Below are 16942 nucleotides of genomic sequence, written 5' to 3' on the forward strand. Positions count from 1 at the left end.
AACTCTTATGTTTAATCTCTAAGCTTACTATTTAATTTCTGGTCTGCTTCTCAAAGAAAAAGAGCGAGAAATGATTAAAAATCATATCTTGTCTTTACTTCTTTAGCAGTGTGAGGCTCTTCGCACTCACACTTATCGGTAATCTGTTTTTTAAAGAGCTGTGCTGTGAAACTTGTGAAGCTGACCGTTTGGTCTGTTTCGTTTCTGTCTCAGCAGCGAAGAAACCGAATATTACAGAAACACCGAAAACCCGTCAACACCTAATTGTAAAAATATGACTATAAAAACACAATCACACTGAATTTAAAGGAAATCTTATTACAAATTATTTTAACAACCTTCAAAAAACCACAAACATCACATCAAAATATTTTTTAAAATAACCGAAATATCACTAAACAAAGCAATCCAAGCGTCCTGCAACTCCTTTACAGGACGCTTGGATTGCTTTTTTATTGCTTCAATCACACTAATAAGTATGTTTTAAAGACTTGAGTGCATCGATATACATTTTTTTGATTGGGTATATACTGCCCAAAAAACTTTCAGAATGCCCACACATGCCAACATCTCTTCAGCCTTCTCGATTATTGTCTTTGCCTGAACATCATTACAGCGCAATAGATGTGCAACCCTTACACCAAGCTTCTTTGCTTGCCTACAATACAGAGTTGGCAACGAGTTTGAATTTACCAGCTACGGTTCAACATTTAGAGAATTGGATTGCGCTTTTTTCAGGCAGCTTATTAACGCCACCACAACAGCCTATTGCCACTGTATACAGCGGTCATCAATTTGGTATTTGGGCTGGACAATTGGGTGATGGTCGAGCAATGTTGCTAGGGGAAGTGGTTTCGTCCCAACATGAACACTGGGAAATCCAATTAAAAGGTGGCGGTCAAACACCTTATTCACGCCGTGCTGATGGCCGAGCGGTATTGCGTTCGTCCATACGCGAATATTTGTGTTCAGAATACATGCATGCTTTGGGCATTCCAACGACACGAGCCTTGGCTTTAACAGCATCTAATGATGTGGTTTACCGCGAACAAGCCGAAACGGCAGCAGTGGTCACTCGAGTTTCGCCTTCATTTTTACGCTTTGGTCATTTTGAACATTGGTATCACAAAGGTTTGAATCACGATGTACAGGTTTTAGCCGATTGGGTTTTGGATCATTTGTATCCAGAATGTTTACAGGCCGACAATCCTTATTTGCAATTGTTTGCAACCATTAGCCAACGCACAGCCGATTTGGTCGCTTCGTGGCAAGCAGTGGGCTTTTGTCATGGCGTCCTGAATACAGACAATCTGTCTATATTAGGCTTAACCATAGATTATGGTCCGTTTGGTTTTATGGATGGTTTTGATCCACACTATATATGTAATCATTCTGACCATCATGGACGTTATTCTTACCAAGCACAGCCAGCCATTGTGCAATGGAATTTGTCATGTTTGGCGTCTTGCTTTTTGCCTTTGGCGACTGAAGAAGAATTGGTTGCCGTTTTGAATGGTTTTGTAGCGCAATACAAGGACGCTTATTTGCAAAAAATGCGTGCGAAACTCGGCCTGTATATAGAAGATGAACACGATCAAGAATTGATAGATGACTTATTAAAAGCCATGGCAGCGCAACGAGTCGATTTTAGTTTGGGCTTTCGTTATCTAAGCCAAGTCCAACGCAATGACAATACCATTCCTCAAAAATTACGCCATATTTGGCCTTTGCCCGACGTTGGTTTAACAGATTGGTTGCAACGCTACCGCCATCGTTTACAACAAGAAGTGCTCAACGATGAAGAACGGGCAGTGCGAATGAATGCCGTCAATCCAAAATATGTCTTGCGCCAATATTTATTACAACAAGCAATTGAGCAAGCTCAACAAGGCAATGTCGACAGCATGAACGAGCTATACCAAGTCATGTCCAAACCGTATGATGAGCAACCTGAATACGAACAATATGCCGCATTGCCACCTGATTGGGCGGCTGGTATTTGCGTATCATGTTCTAGTTAAACGCACTCAACCTTCAAACTGACTTCAAAAAGGCTATTCATGAGTACCATTTGTTTGAATATGATTGTGAAAAATGAGGCTGCCATCATTGCCGATACGTTGGCCAATGTGGTGGAGCATATTCACATTGATTACTGGGTGATTGCTGATACAGGTTCTAGCGATGCGACCATGGACATTATCCGCACTTTTTTTCAAGAGCGTGGTATTGCAGGCGAATTGTTGCAACACGAATGGAAAGACTTTGGTCACAATCGCCAATTGGTTTTAGAAGCCGCGCAAGACAAAACCGATTATGTGTTCTTTTTTGATGCCGATGATCGGTTTGAAGGTCGACTCACGCTGCCTGAAAATTTAACCACCACTTTTTACAATTTATTCCTCACCAATGCTCAAAGATCCACACGCTATCCACGGCGTTTATTGGCTAAAAATGATGGGTCGGTTTATTGGAAAGGTGTATTGCATGAAGTGATTTTACCTAAGACGGATCACGCCAACCAAGAACAACATATTGAAGGTCCTTATCATGTGATTTCAGGACGCTTTGGCGCACGCAACCAAGACCCAAACAAATACTTAAAAGATGCACAAGTTTTGGCTGCTGCCTTTGAAACCGAAACCAATATCATTTTTAAACGCCGCTATTCTTATTATTGTGGTCAATCTTATCGCGACTGTAATCGTCCTGATTTGGCAGTCACATGGTTTGAGCGCAATATTCAATTGTGCGAACCTCATGGCGAAGAAGTTCGCTTTAGTTATATTGCGCTGGGCACAGAATACAATCGCATGAATCAGCATGCCAAAACAGCGGAAGCTTGGTGGAACGCTTATAACGCAATGCCAAAACATGCCGAAGCGCTAGCCCTCTTGGCACAACTGTATAACAACACCCAACAATATCAACTGGCCTTTGATGTGGCTAAAAAAGCCTCCACACTGCCACCGCCAGACCCACAAAAAACCTTATTTGTGAACGAACCCATACACCGCTATATGATTTGGTATGAAGTCGCACGCAATGCCATTAAACTGCATTTAGCCGAAGAAGCTTATTGTGCTTGTCGTCACCTGCTCCATCAAGCTGAGTATGGCGAAACTTTAAACGACTTTATTCTTGATGTTCTGTATGTTCATAGAAATCAAATTGAACAAGATACATTGTCCAATGCCAAAAAAATCTATCTACGCTTAGGTCAATTGACATTGGTATCTGAAAAATCACAGCCAACCTATACCCAACTGCTGCAATGGTTTCACAATCAATTTACCAGTAGCAGTCATCCAAACATTTAAATTTGCCTGTTTCACTTATCTTCTCATGAGTATGAGAATGGAACAAATGAAGCGTCAACATCGATTTGCGTACCAACTTCCATATAATATGAGTCATATTTGGTCATTGCATCTCTAAAAAAATGGTATTTTGCTGATGAGATAAAGTCAGAACACATTCTCATTAAACAATAAAAAAGCGTCCTGTAAATATTTACAGGACGCTTTTAATATTCAAATCAGATTACAAAGCGGTGAGCATATTCTTCTTCAAAGATTCCGCTTTTTCTTTGTTGCTAAATGGACCGATGCGAACAACATATTGGTCGTTTTGACGCACCATAATCACTTTTTGTTCATGGCTACCTTGTTTCACCAAATCGCTCACGCGCTTCAAATAAGCTTGCGCATCGCTGACTTGGTCAAAAGTATGCAAATTCACATAAGTATTTTTAGACGCTTCCGCTTGTGCCAATTGACCAGGTACCAATTGCTCAACACGCACTTTGGCCGTACCAGAATTGACCATGCCTAATTTTTGCGCAGCACCATAAGAAACGTCGATGATGCGATTGCCATGAAATGGACCACGGTCATTAATACGCACAATCACGCTTTTACCATTGCTCACATTGGTGACTTTGGCATAACTTGGAATCGGCAAAGTTTTGTGAGCGGCAGTCATCTCATGCATGTCATAGCGTTCACCTGAAGAGGTTTTACGACCATGAAATTGCTTGCCATACCAAGAAGCACCACCTTCTTGAGAAAATTGCGATACTTTATTTAAAGGCTGATAACGTTTGCCTTTGACTTGATAACTGCGGTTGGCGCTAACATGTAACTTTTCTGCTTTTACCACAGAGTCAGGCACCAGTTTGTGCGTACGACCTGCATGATTGGCGACTTTTAATTGGGTCGCCATGGCTTTTTGAGTCGACATTGCAATCGGTTCTTTAGCCACAGGTGCACGCGCTGTATCAGCTTGAGCCTGAGTCATTAAGGTGCTACTGATTGCAATAGCGGCTATGGTACAGAAAAAAACATTTTTGCTAGACAAACCGGGGCTACTTTCTTGAGTTTATAAGGGGCAATACCAATACAGGACTTTCGCATCGAACAAATTTCAACCTATTGTTGAGCCATCACATCAGCTTGGTACTTTTGGTGTCTCACGCATTGAATATGCGCAAAGGCAATCGTTCTAAAGTCCGTTTTTAAACCTTATCTAACCTCGCCAAAGCCACCATTTTTTATGACATAAAAATGTAAAAAATAGTTAAATTTTTACATAAAATATTAAAATCAACTACTTAACAATCGCTACTATGCAGCAAGCCGCAAACACGGTCAAATTTTTTGCAATTACGCTTTCGCAAGAACCCAACAAGAAACACTCGCAGCCCCCGCCCCTTTTAGCTTTCGAGCCAATTCATTTAATGTTGCACAAGTGGTCACAACATCGTCAATTAACAGCAAATGACGTTCATTAACATCGTTCTGAATCGAAAATACACCATCTACATTTTCATAACGTTGTTGCAGTGGTAATGAACTTTGAGGCGGCCTGTAAAGACGCCTAATTTTGACTTTTGAATGTTGAGAAGATATTAATGATGATGTACTAAGAAACTGAAATAACCATTCAGACTGGTTATAACCACGCTCAAACAAACGTCCTCGGCTCAAAGGCATGGCAATCACACCATCCAAAGCCAAATCAGACAGCCATTTGGGCGGATTTTCCTGCATCCAAGCTGCCAAAATCGGTGCATACGACCATTGCTTGTGAAACTTATATTCGGTAATGATTTGATGTAGTGGAAATGCCAAGTGATAACTCGCCCACAAACGATCAAAATAAGGCATGTTTTGCTGACACTCCCCACAAATAGCACCACCGACACTTAAATGCGCACACCAAGGACACACTTGTTCAGACATGATAAGCTGCTGTAACAAAGGCAAACAGTCGGCACACAAATGCAAACGCTCGATGGAATCGTGGCATAATAAACAGCCTTGAGATGGCTTAAGCCATGAATCACAAGATTTCAGAAAAGATTGCCACATGTATTTAACCTCGCCTGTGCTGCTACTACATGGTTGGGCTGCCAACCACCACGTTTACGACGATTTCCGTCAATATTTACCCACAGATTCCATTTGGGCGCCCGACTTACCCGGTCATGGCGACCATCACGAGACCGAATTTGATGCTGCCGTATTTGCCGACCAATTGGCGGCGCAAATGGACGAAGCACATCACATTGTGGCTTGGTCTTTGGGCGGACAAGTGGCGCTGCAATTGGCAGCTCGCCATCCTGATAAAGTCAAAACCTTGTGCCTGTGCGCCACATTTGCCAAATTGTTACAAACTGAGGGTTATGATGCAGGTTTGGTTCAATCCAAACTGCTGGGCATGATTCCTGTGTTTCAGGCCGACTATGGCAAAACCATGACGCAATTTTTGCAATTGCAAATTTTGTACACGCCAGAGCGCAAAGCGGCGGTTGAAGCCATATTGCCCGCCACCATCGCTTGTGGTGTGCCTGCGGGTTTACACAGTGCGCAGCAATATGCCAGCGCTGCCGATGCGCGCAGCTTGTTGGCTCACATCACCACGCCTACTTTGTGTGTTTTTGGCGACAAAGACACCATTACCCCTGTGCGCTTGGGCGAATATTTGGCCGCTCACTTGCCCAATGCACAATTATTGAACATCCCCAAAGCCGTACACGCCCCATTTATTTCCCATCCTGATGTGATGGCGAACGCATTGATAGAATTTTGGAACACTCATGAAGCTTGATTGGCAAGAAAACGATTGGTTTGTACACCAGCGTTTGGTAACACAAATGGACGAACGCTTGGACGTCTTGAAAAACACACCCAAAGACATTGCCATTTTTGGTGCAGATTTTGATTTAAGCCATGCCGCTTTGTCGCAACGCTATCCACAAGCAAGCCTGCAAGAATTTGATGCTCGCAGCGATTATTTGGAGCTGAGCGCCGAGCAACGCGCTTCCAAACGCAATATGTGGCAAAAATTGATGGGCAAAAAAACCATCCAAACCCAAGGCGTCTTAACCGACATTGGCGCCACTGCCAGTTTTGATGTGTTGTGGAGCAATTTGGCATTTGTTGCCGAGAGCGAACCGACAAAATTGTTTGAACATTGGTCAGATGTATTGCGCAAAGATGGCTTGCTGTATTTCACGCATTTTGGTCCCGATACTTTGCAAGAAATCATCATGTTATTGCAAATCCATGGCATCCAAGTGGCCAAAAACCGTTTTTGGGACATGCATGACTTGGGCGATATGTTGTTCCATCATGGTTTTTACGACCCGGTGATGGATGTCGATCGCATCCATTTAAGCTATCAAAATCCACAACGCTTTTGGCGTGATATGGAAGTATTGCAAGTGTGGCAGGCTTTGGGCATTGCAGACGATGATCAAGAAAATGCACAAAAAATCATCAGCCAATCTTTGCAAAATGGCGAATTGAAAAACATCACATTAGAAGTGATTTTTGGTCATGCAGTGAAAAAACTGGTTTTGCCTGAAAACGAATCTTTGGTGAATTTTTACCCATCTAAACCCAAAGCTTAAGGACGCTTATGTTAGCCAACCGTTATTGGATATTGGGCAGCCTCGCTGTATTATTAAGTGCTTGCGGCAGCACAGACAAACCCCAAACCAAACCAACATCTGTGACACACTCCAAACCCAAAGCCGTCATTGGCTTGGCTTTAGGCGGCGGGGCAAGCAAAGGTTTCGCCCATATTGGCGTGATTAAAGTTTTGCGTGAAAACCATATTCCCATTCATGTGGTCACAGGTACCAGTGCAGGTTCTGTGGTCGGTAGTCTTTACGCTTCAGGCATGAGTCCTGATCGCTTAGAATTGGAAGCCCAAATCATGGATTCGACCAATTTGGTCGATTTGACTTTGTCCACCAGTGGTTTTATCAAAGGGCAAAAGCTGCAAGACTTCATCAATGGCAAAGTCAAAAACAAGCCAATACAACAGTTTCCCATTAAATTTGGCGCAGTTGCGACCGAGTTTGGCAGCGGTAAAATGGTCACATTCACCCATGGCAATGTGGGTCAAGCCGTGCGTGCATCGGTCAGCATTCCCAATGTATTCCAACCGACCATCATTGGCGGCAAACAATATGTTGATGGTGGTTTGGTCGCACCGGTACCTGTGAAATCTGCAAAAAGTTTAGGTGCCAATTTTGTCATTGCAGTCGATATTTCACAAAAACCTGCCAAAAGCGCCACAGGCTTTTTAGCCCAATTGGATCAAAGCTTGAACATCATGAGCGTTTCCGCTTTGAATGGCGAACTCAAACAAGCCAACATCGTCATCCGTCCACAAGTGCAGCAATTGGGTGCCATTGGCGGCTTCAACCAACGTGACCATGCCATCAAATTGGGCGAAGATGCCACACGAAAAGCATTGCCGCAAATCAAAGCCCAATTGGCAAAATACCGTTATTAACCATTTAATATCATCCACCAAGCCAACAAGCGTCCTGTAAACCTTTACAGGACGCTTGTCATCATTTCATGAGCTGATTCAATATCAAATTTGAAAGCGTTTCCACAGCCATTGATGAGCTTGTTTTTAAAAAATATTGTCTTAGTTGCGTCAACATTTCCATCAACCAACACCTTCATATTGTGGCCATCAATTCATCACTACCTTCTTTAAAACCAAAACTCCAAACTCAGCACCGACAAACCACACTTTTGAGTCACCAACAATTTGGGCTACAATCTTCGCCATGAACACTCCTACCCGAATTTTAGGCATCGATCCTGGCAGTCGCATTACGGGCTTTGGTGTGATTGATTTGGTTGGTCGCCAACATGTTTATGTGGCTTCAGGCTGCATCAAAACGCCACCCAAAGCCACTTTAGCCGAACGCATTGATGTGTTGTTTCGCCACATTGTCGAAGTAATCGACACTTATCAACCGACTGTTAGCGCCATCGAACAAGTCTTTGTCAACGTCAATCCCGCAGCGACATTGATGCTAGGTCAGGCGCGCGGTGCGTGCATTGCTGCATTGGTACACCAATCTTTACCTGTGCATGAATACACCGCTTTGCAAGTCAAACAAGCGGTGGTCGGACAAGGCAAAGCCGCCAAAGAACAAGTGCAACACATGGTGGTACAAATGTTGGCATTAAATGGCACACCTTCCGCCGATGCGGCAGATGCGTTGGCAGTTTGTCTGACCCACGCGTTGCGCAACCACAATTTGGCAGCACAAATTCAACAAGGTTTGAGCATCAAAGGCGGTCGTTTTACCGCACGTTAAGCCTGTATTTTTAAGCGTCCTGTATTTTTTAGAAAGCCTGTATGATCAGTCAATTGACCGGCAATATCATCGACAAACAACCGCCCATCATCATTATGGATGTCAATGGTGTCGGTTATGAAGTGCATGTTTCGATGCAAACTTTTTACACTTTGCCTGCTGTGGGTGAAAAACTGCGTTTGTACACACAATTGATTGTGCGTGAAGATGCACATTTACTGTTTGGCTTTGCCAATACTGCCGAGCGTGAAACCTTTCGCTTGCTCATCAAAGTTTCTGGCATCGGTGCCAAAACCGCTTTGGGCATCTTATCGGTTTTGTCTAGCGACGATTTGGCTCGGGCGATTGCCGATGAAGACATCAAAGTGTTGAGTTCTGTACCAGGCATTGGCAAAAAAACCGCCGAACGCTTGGCTTTAGAATTGCGTGGCAAATTGCACATTGGTGGTGCGGTTGATATGCCTGAAGGTTTATTCACCCCCAAAACCGATACCAAAGACGACATCATCAGCACTTTATTGGCATTGGGCTATAACGAGCGTGAAGCCAATGCAGCGACCAAAACCTTGCCTGCCGATTGCGATGTCAGCGAAGGCGTGCGTTTGGCTTTGAAAAACATGCTCAAATAAAACAATGTATCAAAAAAACCGCAGCCCATCGCTGCGGTTTTTTGTTGATGCGCTTTCAATCTTTGTTGCTGTCAAACCAATCATTGACTTCTTTTTCAGCCTCTTCTTTGGTTTTACCGTATTTCTCTTGCACTTTACCCGCCAAATATTGGGCATTGCCTTTGGCCTCTAACAATTCATCATCGGTCAAGTCGCCCCATTTTTCTTTGGCTTTACCTTTAAGCTGTTCCCATTTGCCTGCCATTGTATCTTTGTTCATCCAAATCTCCTTGTCATTCAATCAATCGTTGCTTTATGCAGACATGCTTCTTTTCAATAAAGTTTGGCAAAATACATTTCTTTAACAATATTAACCCAATCAAAACACCGTCAATCCATACAAAAAGCGTCCTGTAAATCATTACAGGACGCTTGTAATTTGAAGATTTAGGCTTCGCGTGCCACTGCCAATGGTGCAAATGCTTGCGCCACAGGCATGATTTCAATGCTGTTCACATTCATATGCTTCGGTTGCTCTAACGCCCACACAATGGCATTGGCAATGTCTTCACCGGTTAAAGCTTGCACATTGTCATACACACTGGCAGCTTTTTCATCATCGCCTTTGAAGCGCACATTGGAAAACTCCGTTCCACCGCACAAACCGGGCTCAATATTGGTCACACGCACAGGCGTTCCCACCAAATCCGCACGCAAATTCAAGCTAAACTGCTTCACATAAGCCTTGGTTGCACCATATACATTGCCACCTGGATACGGATACGTGCCTGCAATCGAACCCAAATTGACAATATGACCTTGCCCACGTGCGACCATGCTCGGTAATACTTGGCGAGTCAGATAAGTCAATCCAATGATATTGGTATGAATCATTGTGAGCCAATCAGCAAAATCAGCTTGAGGCGCTTTTTCCAAACCCAAAGCCAAACCTGCGTTGTTCACCAAAACATCAATATTTTGCCAATCCTGCGGCAAAGCTGCCAAAGCCGCATCTACTTGCTCCAATTGTGTGACATCCAATTGCAACGGCAAAAATGCGTCACCCAATTCTTGCTTCAAACCATCCAAACGCGCCATGCGACGTGCCGCACCAATGACGCGATGCCCTTTAGCGACCAACAAACGACAAGTCGCTTCACCAAAACCTGCCGATGCTCCTGTAACCAATACCAACATGTGTCTTCCTTTATGTGAATATGCATTCGTCAATCAAACAGCTGTGCCAAAATTGTAGGCGATAGCAAGGCATTTGCAAAAGAATTAAAACTTCCTAGTTAAGAAGCAAACGCTGTTCGGACTAGGCTTGCGGATATTTAACCCGCTCGTGCTGAATTTTTTCGGCTAAAAAATCAATAAACGTGCGCACTTTGGCGCTTAAGAATTGGCGATTAATATAAGCTGCATACAATGTCACAGGCGTGTAATGCTCATGGCTCAAAACCCGTTCCAAGCGCCCTGCCGCCAAATCTTCCAACAAAATCGGCTCAGGCAAATACGCAATGCCCATGCCTGCCAAAGCCAAACGATAATTCATCAAAGTATCACTGGTTAAAATAGAAGCAGGAATGTCAAAAACAGGCGCAGATTTATCAGCATTGATGACAATTTGCGATAAATTGGTATAAGTGGGCATCACGCCTTTGTGCTGCGACAAATCAGCAATGCTTTCAGGACGCCCATAACGCTGCAAATACTCAGGCGCAGCCACCAAATAAAATTGAATGGTGTCAATCGGTTTGACAATCAAAGATGGTGATGGGTCGTGCGACACTCGCAAAGCCAAATCATAGCCTTCGGTCACCAAATCCACACGGCGATTTTCCAAGCTCAAATGTACCAATACCTCAGGATATAAGCGATGGTATTGAGCCAGCCAATCGGCAAATTGTGGAATCGCCATCCAACCCGGTGCCGTCACTTTCAGGACGCCTTTGGGCTGTTTGACACCAGCGCTGGCATTGGTGCTGGCTTGTTGCAAGATGTCCAAAGCCTGCCCTGATTCATCAAAATACAATTGCCCAGCTTCAGTCAAATGCAAACGGCGACTGGTGCGCATTAACAAACGGGCTTGTACTTGTTGTTCCAAATTGGTGACATGCTTGCTTGCCATCGCTGTCGAAATATTCAAATCTTCCGCAGCTTTGGTAAAGCTGCCACGCATCACCACTTGGCGAAAAACTTTGATACTGGTCAGTAAATCCATGGTTTCTATCTTTAACGATTGATAAACAATTCTATAACAAAATGCATATCGATTTCTAAATAAGACATGATTACAATGCTCATCTGCATCAAAACCAACAACATATTTGAAAATCAATCACATACAAAGAGCCATCATGTCAAATCCTACCAAAATCCAAATGTTAGAACCCATTACTTTGGGATTATTGCGCATCGTCAGCGCATATTTGTTTATTTTTCACGGCACGACCAAATTGTTCCAATTTCCTTATATTGAAAAATTTGCCAACGTTCCTATGGCATCAATTTTTGGCGTGGCGGGCATTTTGGAAGTCATCGGTGGCATGTTATTGTTATTAGGATTGTTCACCCGTCCTACTGCTTTTGTTTTGTCAGGCTTCATGGCGGTGGCTTATATCATGGGTCATGTGATGAATGCAGGCAATTTCTTGATGCCTATTTTAAATGGCGGTGAGTTGGCGATTGTATGGTCGTTCGTCTTCTTATACATCAGCGTAAAAGGCGCAGGCGCATTTGCTTTGGACAATATGCGTCAAAAAGCCTAAGCCCAATTAAGCACTATATGAAACAGGTCAGTTTATACTGGCCTGTTTTGTGTTTCAGGAACCACCATCATTATAATAAGCTCATTTATCACAAAACTGTTTGTGGTCATATTTTAGAAGAAAGCTGTCTTTATGAAAAAATGGTTTCGATGGTTTGAAACTCGATTGCCGCTTTACCCTGAGTCCCTACCACCACTATCCCAAGACAATATGTGGCAATTTGTGCGGGCTTGCTTAAAAGGTTGCGGCTTTTGGATAGGCATCATGATGGTCTTTTCCGCAGGTGTCGGCATGTTTGAAGCCTATTTGTTTCAAATGATGGGCAGCTTGGTCGATGCGATGAACACGCTCACACCTGCGCAATTTTGGGCAGAGAAAAAAGCGTGGTTGCTTGGCATGGCAGTCATCTTGATACTCAGTCCATTTTGGGTGTTAACGGGCTCATCTGTGCATTTGCAAACCTTACAAGGCGTGTTGCCCATGCGTTTGCGCTGGCAGTTTCACCGCCTGATGCTCAATCAATCGATGAAATTTTACCAAGATGAATTTGCAGGACGCTTGTCGGCAAAAGTGATGCAAACGGCTTTAGCCATTCGTGACTTGACCATGACCGCAGCAGAAATGGCCGTCTATTTGCTGATTTACTTCCTGTCTATTGGCGTGATTTTGGCGCAATTTGACTGGCGTTTGTTATTGCCATTTGTATTGTGGATTGTCACCTTCACTTGCATGTTGGCATTTTTTATTCCCAAAATGGCCAAAGCCGCTCGCAACCAAGCCGATGCACGCTCATTGATGACAGGTCGCATCACCGATGCTTATTCCAATATTTTGACGGTCAAATTGTTCTCACACAATGAACGTGAATTGGATTATTCCAAAGAAGCCATGGATGAATTCATGCTCACGGTGCACAAGCAAATGCGTATCGGCACCCAACTGGATGCCATCAATCACGCTGGCAATGTGTTGCTGATTTTACTCACAGGCATTTTGTGCGTGTTGCTGTGGCAAGACGGTATGATTACCGTGGGTGCTGTGGCTGCGGCAACTGCGATGGCTTTGCGCTTGAATGGTTTGTCACAATGGATGATGTGGCAATCGGCGATGGTTTTTGAAAACTTGGGTACCATCCAAGATGGCATGAACACCTTAGCCAAAGAACACCATGTCACCGACCATGACCATGCCCCTGCACTACAAGTGACACAAGCGAACATCCGTTTTCAAGATGTTGATTTCAGTTATGGGCAAAAGAATTTATTAGAACAATTCAATTTGCACATACAAGGCGGCGAAAAAATTGGTTTGGTTGGCAGATCTGGTGCTGGTAAATCCACCTTGGTCAATTTGCTGTTGCGCTTGTATGACATCGATAGCGGCAGCATTCAAATCGATGGTCAGAATATCGCTGCGGTACAGCAAATTTCATTGCGCAAACACATCGGCATGGTCAGCCAAGATACGGCTTTGTTACATCGCTCGGTGCGGGACAATATTTTGTATGGTTTTCCCGAAGCGAGCGAAGCGCAGTTACAGGCCGCTTTGAAGCAAGCACAAGTCTTGGAATTTCTCGACAATCTGGTCGATGCCAAAGGTCGACGTGGCTTGGATGCGCATGTGGGCGAGCGTGGTGTGAAGCTCTCGGGCGGTCAACGCCAACGCATTGCCATCGCTCGGGTGATTTTGAAAAATGCGCCGATTTTGTTATTGGATGAAGCCACCAGTGCGCTCGATTCTGAAGTAGAAGCGGCGATTCAGGAAAATCTTTACCAATTGATGCACAACAAAACTGTGATTGCCATCGCGCATCGCTTGTCTACCATTGTACAAATGGACAGATTGATTGTTTTGGACGGTGGTCAAATTGTCGAAAGTGGCAGCCATGAACAGCTTCTTGCCAAAGGTGGCGTGTATGCCCGTTTGTGGCAACGTCAAAGTGGTGGTTTTTTAGGTGATGACATCGATTAATCTCACCACTATTTCGATGCATTGCCATTTACAGGACGCTTTTAAGCGTCCTGTAACATTTTTTAACAAAAAAAACCCGACTGTTCAACCAGTCGGGTTCAAATCACATCATCATGAAGAAAGTTCATACACACATCGTGCGTGAATCAAACTGTGCGTCAAACGGTTGGCGGCTTTGATTTGTTTTGCTCCCACAAACAATACAAATCCTCGCTAGCAACCATCTGTGATGAACATCAAGCACTGTTTGCCTCACCACGGGTGTCAATATAATGTTTACTTCATCATGACTCTTTGCGCTAACGCAAACAATCTAATCTCAATTAGACTAAATCGGTCTGAGGATTGATATAAAACAAATTATTTTTAGCCTCACCATACACATCATGCATCCATCCTCCAATCCTCAACACCATACCAACTGTTTTCTACGGCTTATTTGTTCTGATATTATTTTTTTAAAATGTTTCTCCATCACCAACAACAGTTTGGAATATTCACTGTTCATTGCTGACAAAACACCACTCTTATAGATAGCCATTTCGTAAATCCCTGATAAAACGCCGATTGCGTTACAATCACCTTTTTGCTGCAAAGATAGAGTGACATCATGTCTGAAACCGTTACCATTGCCGCCATTGCCACTGCCCCAGGTCGAGGCGGTGTGGGCGTGATTCGCTTGTCGGGTCAAAATCTAATGCCACTGGCACAAAAAATCACTGGCGGTAAAACGCCCAAACCTCGCATGGCTTTGTACAGCGACTTTTTGTCTGAAGATGGTCAAGCTTTGGACAACGGCTTGTTATTGTATTTTGCTGCGCCCGCAAGTTTCACAGGTGAAGATGTGATTGAATTGCAAGGTCACGGTGGTCCTGTGGTGATGCAAATGTTGCTCGCACGTTGTTTGGAATTGGGCGCACGTCTTGCTGAACCGGGCGAATTTACTAAACGCGCTTTTTTGAACAATAAACTCGATTTGGCTCAAGCCGAAAGCGTTGCCGATTTGATTGATGCATCCAGCCAATCTGCCGCACGCATGGCGTTGCGTTCGCTCAAAGGCGCTTTTTCCAATCACATTCACGCTTTGGTTGACGATGTGATTACTTTGCGCATGTTGGTCGAAGCGACTTTGGATTTTCCTGAAGAAGACATTGACTTCTTAGAAGCGGCAGATGCCAAAGGCAAATTACGCAAAATCCGTGAGCAATTAGACGGCGTTTTGGCACAAGCACAACAAGGCGCCATTTTGCGTGAGGGTATGCAAGTGGTATTGGTTGGTGCACCCAATGTCGGCAAATCCAGTTTGCTCAATGCATTGGCAGGCGATGATGTGGCGATTGTGACCGACATTGCTGGTACCACACGCGACACCGTGCGTGAAATGATTACTGTAGATGGCGTACCGATGCACATCATCGATACCGCAGGTTTGCGGGATACCGACGACGTGGTCGAAAAAATCGGCATCGAACGCAGTCACAAAGCCGTACAAGAAGCCGATGTGGCATTGATTTTGATAGATCCACGCGAAGGTGTGAATGCTCGCACACAAGAAATTGTCGCCAGTTTGCCTGAAAACTTACCTTGTTTGGAAATTCACAACAAAAGCGATTTGATGGGTAGCGAAGTTTTGCAAACCCAACAATACATTGCCCGTGCCAACGATGTGATGACCATTTCAGCCAAAAAAGGCGCAGGTTTACAAGCTTTGAAACAAGCATTGCTCCAACAAGTTGGCTGGCAAGGTGAAGCCGAAGGTTTGTTTTTGGCACGAAGCCGCCATTTGCATGCTTTGGAACAAGCCAAGCAAGAGTTGGCATTTGCTGCCGATTGCGGTGAAATGATTGATTTGTTTGCCGAACATTTGCGCTTGGCACAAATCAGCTTGAATGACATTACAGGAGAATTTACCGCCGATGATTTATTGGGCGTGATTTTCAGCCGTTTTTGTATCGGTAAATAAAAAAACAGGCGTCCTGCACCCTTTCAGGACGCCTTTAAATAAGACATCATCAATTGAATTAAAGAAGATAATTCTGCCAAATTCTGTGCTCACGAGAAGTTAACAAAGCGCATCATAAAGCCATCCATAGCATTTTCACAAAGAATATAATCTTTGCCGCTTAGTGCTAAAAATTATGTGATACAAACAATCTGATTGGAGATTCAAACAAACCGCATCTATCCAACACTGACAAGGCTTGTATTAGAAAATTTGCTCACCAATAAAATCTTGAAACGGTTATTTTTTTAGAAATATGCCTCTGGTTATTGATTTAACAATCACATCTAAAGCCATTTTCAAATCCATTCATTTTAGATATGAATTAAAAATATTCAGAACCGATAAGCAACACCTATATTAAAGTAATTAACCCTCTTGCCATCATCTCCTTGGGTTTGAAACTGCGTGTTTTGATATTGCATATCCACCACCCATTGTTCACTCGGGCTCATGCTCAGACCCATTCCATACATTCTAGAATCTTTATCCAAACTCAAAGCTTGCAAAGAAGCAGAATCCTGACGATGGCTATCCGAAGTGGTTGCAGAACCGACCAAGCCATAAGCACGCAATTGAGGGCTCAAATCAAGACTAGGACCAAAACCAAAAGAGGAATATTGGCTTTGCAAGGTAGAATCCGCACTCACCTCTTTAATCGCCTCCCAGCTGGGACGGTCAATATAAGCCGTAATCAGACCAATTTTATCTTCTGCCTCTAGTTTCATCACATAATCGGCATAAATAGAGGTTGGAATGTCATCTGCCCAACAAAATGAATGCACCCACAAACAGCAACCAGCAAAGCAAATATTCAATCTGTTCATCCAACATACTCCCGATCACAATCAAGACTAATATTTTCTAGAAAACTTCTATTGAATCAACATACAAACACGACCATAACACCAATCATGCTCGATGAGAAAGTCTGAGCATAAAAAAGCGTCCTGTA

At 43.7% G+C, this 16942-nt stretch carries 16 protein-coding genes; 10 read left to right on the top strand and 6 right to left on the bottom strand.

The genetic code is table 11. The features are described from left to right. Positions 1-560: 560 nt before the first annotated feature. On the top strand, positions 561-2021 hold the full coding sequence (locus H150_RS0107825; protein WP_026353574.1) for a protein adenylyltransferase SelO: 1461 nt from the start codon (positions 561-563) through the stop codon (positions 2019-2021). A gap of 39 nt (positions 2022-2060) precedes the next feature. Further along, entirely contained in the window at positions 2061-3320 is a 1260-nt protein-coding gene (locus H150_RS14030) for a glycosyltransferase (RefSeq protein WP_019958497.1), read from the top strand. A 223-nt stretch (positions 3321-3543) separates the two neighbouring features. Here the strand turns inward: H150_RS14030 and H150_RS14035 are convergent, their stop codons facing one another. Together H150_RS14035 and H150_RS0107840 are read right to left on the bottom strand one after the other, a co-directional pair. Next, positions 3544-4224 (bottom strand): septal ring lytic transglycosylase RlpA family protein, encoded by a 681-nt coding sequence (locus H150_RS14035; protein ID WP_425316056.1) that lies wholly within the window; start codon positions 4222-4224, stop codon positions 3544-3546. Between the two features lie 440 nt (positions 4225-4664). Continuing rightward, entirely contained in the window at positions 4665-5372 is a 708-nt protein-coding gene (locus tag H150_RS0107840; protein ID WP_019958499.1) for a ComF family protein, read from the bottom strand. On the opposite strand from H150_RS0107840, the gene H150_RS0107845 reads away from it, so the two are divergent. From H150_RS0107845 to ruvA, 5 genes are all read left to right on the top strand, one after another. Then, positions 5371-6111 (top strand): alpha/beta fold hydrolase, encoded by a 741-nt coding sequence (locus tag H150_RS0107845; RefSeq protein ID WP_019958500.1) that lies wholly within the window; start codon positions 5371-5373, stop codon positions 6109-6111. The genes H150_RS0107840 and H150_RS0107845 overlap by 2 nt on opposite strands. Then, the gene (locus tag H150_RS0107850; protein ID WP_019958501.1) at positions 6101-6916 is read left to right on the top strand and encodes a methyltransferase domain-containing protein; all 816 of its coding nucleotides are present in this window, start codon (positions 6101-6103) and stop codon (positions 6914-6916) included. The genes H150_RS0107845 and H150_RS0107850 overlap by 11 nt, the downstream gene beginning before the upstream one ends. 8 nt (positions 6917-6924) lie before the next feature. Beyond that, entirely contained in the window at positions 6925-7809 is an 885-nt protein-coding gene (locus H150_RS0107855; RefSeq protein ID WP_019958502.1) for a patatin-like phospholipase family protein, read from the top strand. 286 nt (positions 7810-8095) lie between these two features. Further along, positions 8096-8635 (top strand): crossover junction endodeoxyribonuclease RuvC, encoded by a 540-nt coding sequence (gene ruvC / locus H150_RS0107870; protein WP_019958505.1) that lies wholly within the window; start codon positions 8096-8098, stop codon positions 8633-8635. Between the two features lie 41 nt (positions 8636-8676). Next, positions 8677-9264, top strand: coding sequence for a Holliday junction branch migration protein RuvA (gene ruvA / locus H150_RS0107875; protein ID WP_019958506.1), 588 nt, complete (start codon positions 8677-8679; stop codon positions 9262-9264). 55 nt (positions 9265-9319) lie between these two features. Here ruvA and H150_RS0107880 read toward each other — a convergent pair whose 3' ends face one another. From H150_RS0107880 to H150_RS0107890, 3 genes are all read right to left on the bottom strand, one after another. Further along, positions 9320-9523 (bottom strand): CsbD family protein, encoded by a 204-nt coding sequence (locus H150_RS0107880; protein WP_019958507.1) that lies wholly within the window; start codon positions 9521-9523, stop codon positions 9320-9322. Positions 9524-9690: 167 nt separating this feature from the next. Beyond that, positions 9691-10440: an SDR family oxidoreductase gene (locus H150_RS0107885; RefSeq protein WP_019958508.1), complete on the bottom strand. Its 750-nt coding sequence runs from the start codon at positions 10438-10440 to the stop codon at positions 9691-9693. A 121-nt stretch (positions 10441-10561) separates the two neighbouring features. After that, entirely contained in the window at positions 10562-11467 is a 906-nt protein-coding gene (locus H150_RS0107890; protein WP_019958509.1) for a LysR family transcriptional regulator, read from the bottom strand. A gap of 136 nt (positions 11468-11603) precedes the next feature. On the opposite strand from H150_RS0107890, the gene H150_RS0107900 reads away from it, so the two are divergent. The 3 genes from H150_RS0107900 (at position 11604) to mnmE (ending at position 15948) form a co-directional block, all read left to right on the top strand. Then, a complete protein-coding gene (locus tag H150_RS0107900) occupies positions 11604-12014 on the top strand; it encodes a DoxX family protein (RefSeq protein ID WP_019958511.1) in 411 nt (136 codons plus the stop codon). A 132-nt stretch (positions 12015-12146) separates the two neighbouring features. Further along, positions 12147-13985, top strand: coding sequence for an ABC transporter ATP-binding protein (locus H150_RS0107905; RefSeq protein WP_026353576.1), 1839 nt, complete (start codon positions 12147-12149; stop codon positions 13983-13985). 610 nt (positions 13986-14595) lie between these two features. Beyond that, the gene (gene mnmE / locus H150_RS0107910; protein ID WP_019958513.1) at positions 14596-15948 is read left to right on the top strand and encodes a tRNA uridine-5-carboxymethylaminomethyl(34) synthesis GTPase MnmE; all 1353 of its coding nucleotides are present in this window, start codon (positions 14596-14598) and stop codon (positions 15946-15948) included. Between the two features lie 374 nt (positions 15949-16322). On the opposite strand, the gene H150_RS0107915 is transcribed toward mnmE, so the two are convergent. Next, entirely contained in the window at positions 16323-16814 is a 492-nt protein-coding gene (locus tag H150_RS0107915; RefSeq protein WP_026353577.1) for an outer membrane protein, read from the bottom strand. Positions 16815-16942: the final 128 nt, after the last annotated feature.

Source organism: Vitreoscilla stercoraria DSM 513, assembly GCF_000382305.1.
Taxonomy (GTDB): Bacteria; Pseudomonadota; Gammaproteobacteria; order Burkholderiales; family Neisseriaceae; genus Vitreoscilla; species Vitreoscilla stercoraria.

Coding starts and splice junctions, on each gene's coding strand:
- H150_RS0107840 (WP_019958499.1), bottom strand. CDS start 5,372: ATGTGGCAATCTTTTCTGAAATCTTGTGATTCATGGCTTAAGCCATCT.
- H150_RS0107825 (WP_026353574.1), top strand. CDS start 561: ATGCCAACATCTCTTCAGCCTTCTCGATTATTGTCTTTGCCTGAACAT.
- H150_RS0107915 (WP_026353577.1), bottom strand. CDS start 16,814: ATGAACAGATTGAATATTTGCTTTGCTGGTTGCTGTTTGTGGGTGCAT.
- H150_RS0107880 (WP_019958507.1), bottom strand. CDS start 9,523: ATGAACAAAGATACAATGGCAGGCAAATGGGAACAGCTTAAAGGTAAA.
- H150_RS14035 (WP_425316056.1), bottom strand. CDS start 4,224: ATGGCGACCCAATTAAAAGTCGCCAATCATGCAGGTCGTACGCACAAA.
- H150_RS0107845 (WP_019958500.1), top strand. CDS start 5,371: ATGTATTTAACCTCGCCTGTGCTGCTACTACATGGTTGGGCTGCCAAC.
- H150_RS14030 (WP_019958497.1), top strand. CDS start 2,061: ATGAGTACCATTTGTTTGAATATGATTGTGAAAAATGAGGCTGCCATC.
- ruvA (WP_019958506.1), top strand. CDS start 8,677: ATGATCAGTCAATTGACCGGCAATATCATCGACAAACAACCGCCCATC.
- mnmE (WP_019958513.1), top strand. CDS start 14,596: ATGTCTGAAACCGTTACCATTGCCGCCATTGCCACTGCCCCAGGTCGA.
- H150_RS0107900 (WP_019958511.1), top strand. CDS start 11,604: ATGTCAAATCCTACCAAAATCCAAATGTTAGAACCCATTACTTTGGGA.
- H150_RS0107905 (WP_026353576.1), top strand. CDS start 12,147: ATGAAAAAATGGTTTCGATGGTTTGAAACTCGATTGCCGCTTTACCCT.
- H150_RS0107890 (WP_019958509.1), bottom strand. CDS start 11,467: ATGGATTTACTGACCAGTATCAAAGTTTTTCGCCAAGTGGTGATGCGT.
- H150_RS0107855 (WP_019958502.1), top strand. CDS start 6,925: ATGTTAGCCAACCGTTATTGGATATTGGGCAGCCTCGCTGTATTATTA.
- H150_RS0107850 (WP_019958501.1), top strand. CDS start 6,101: ATGAAGCTTGATTGGCAAGAAAACGATTGGTTTGTACACCAGCGTTTG.
- ruvC (WP_019958505.1), top strand. CDS start 8,096: ATGAACACTCCTACCCGAATTTTAGGCATCGATCCTGGCAGTCGCATT.
- H150_RS0107885 (WP_019958508.1), bottom strand. CDS start 10,440: ATGTTGGTATTGGTTACAGGAGCATCGGCAGGTTTTGGTGAAGCGACT.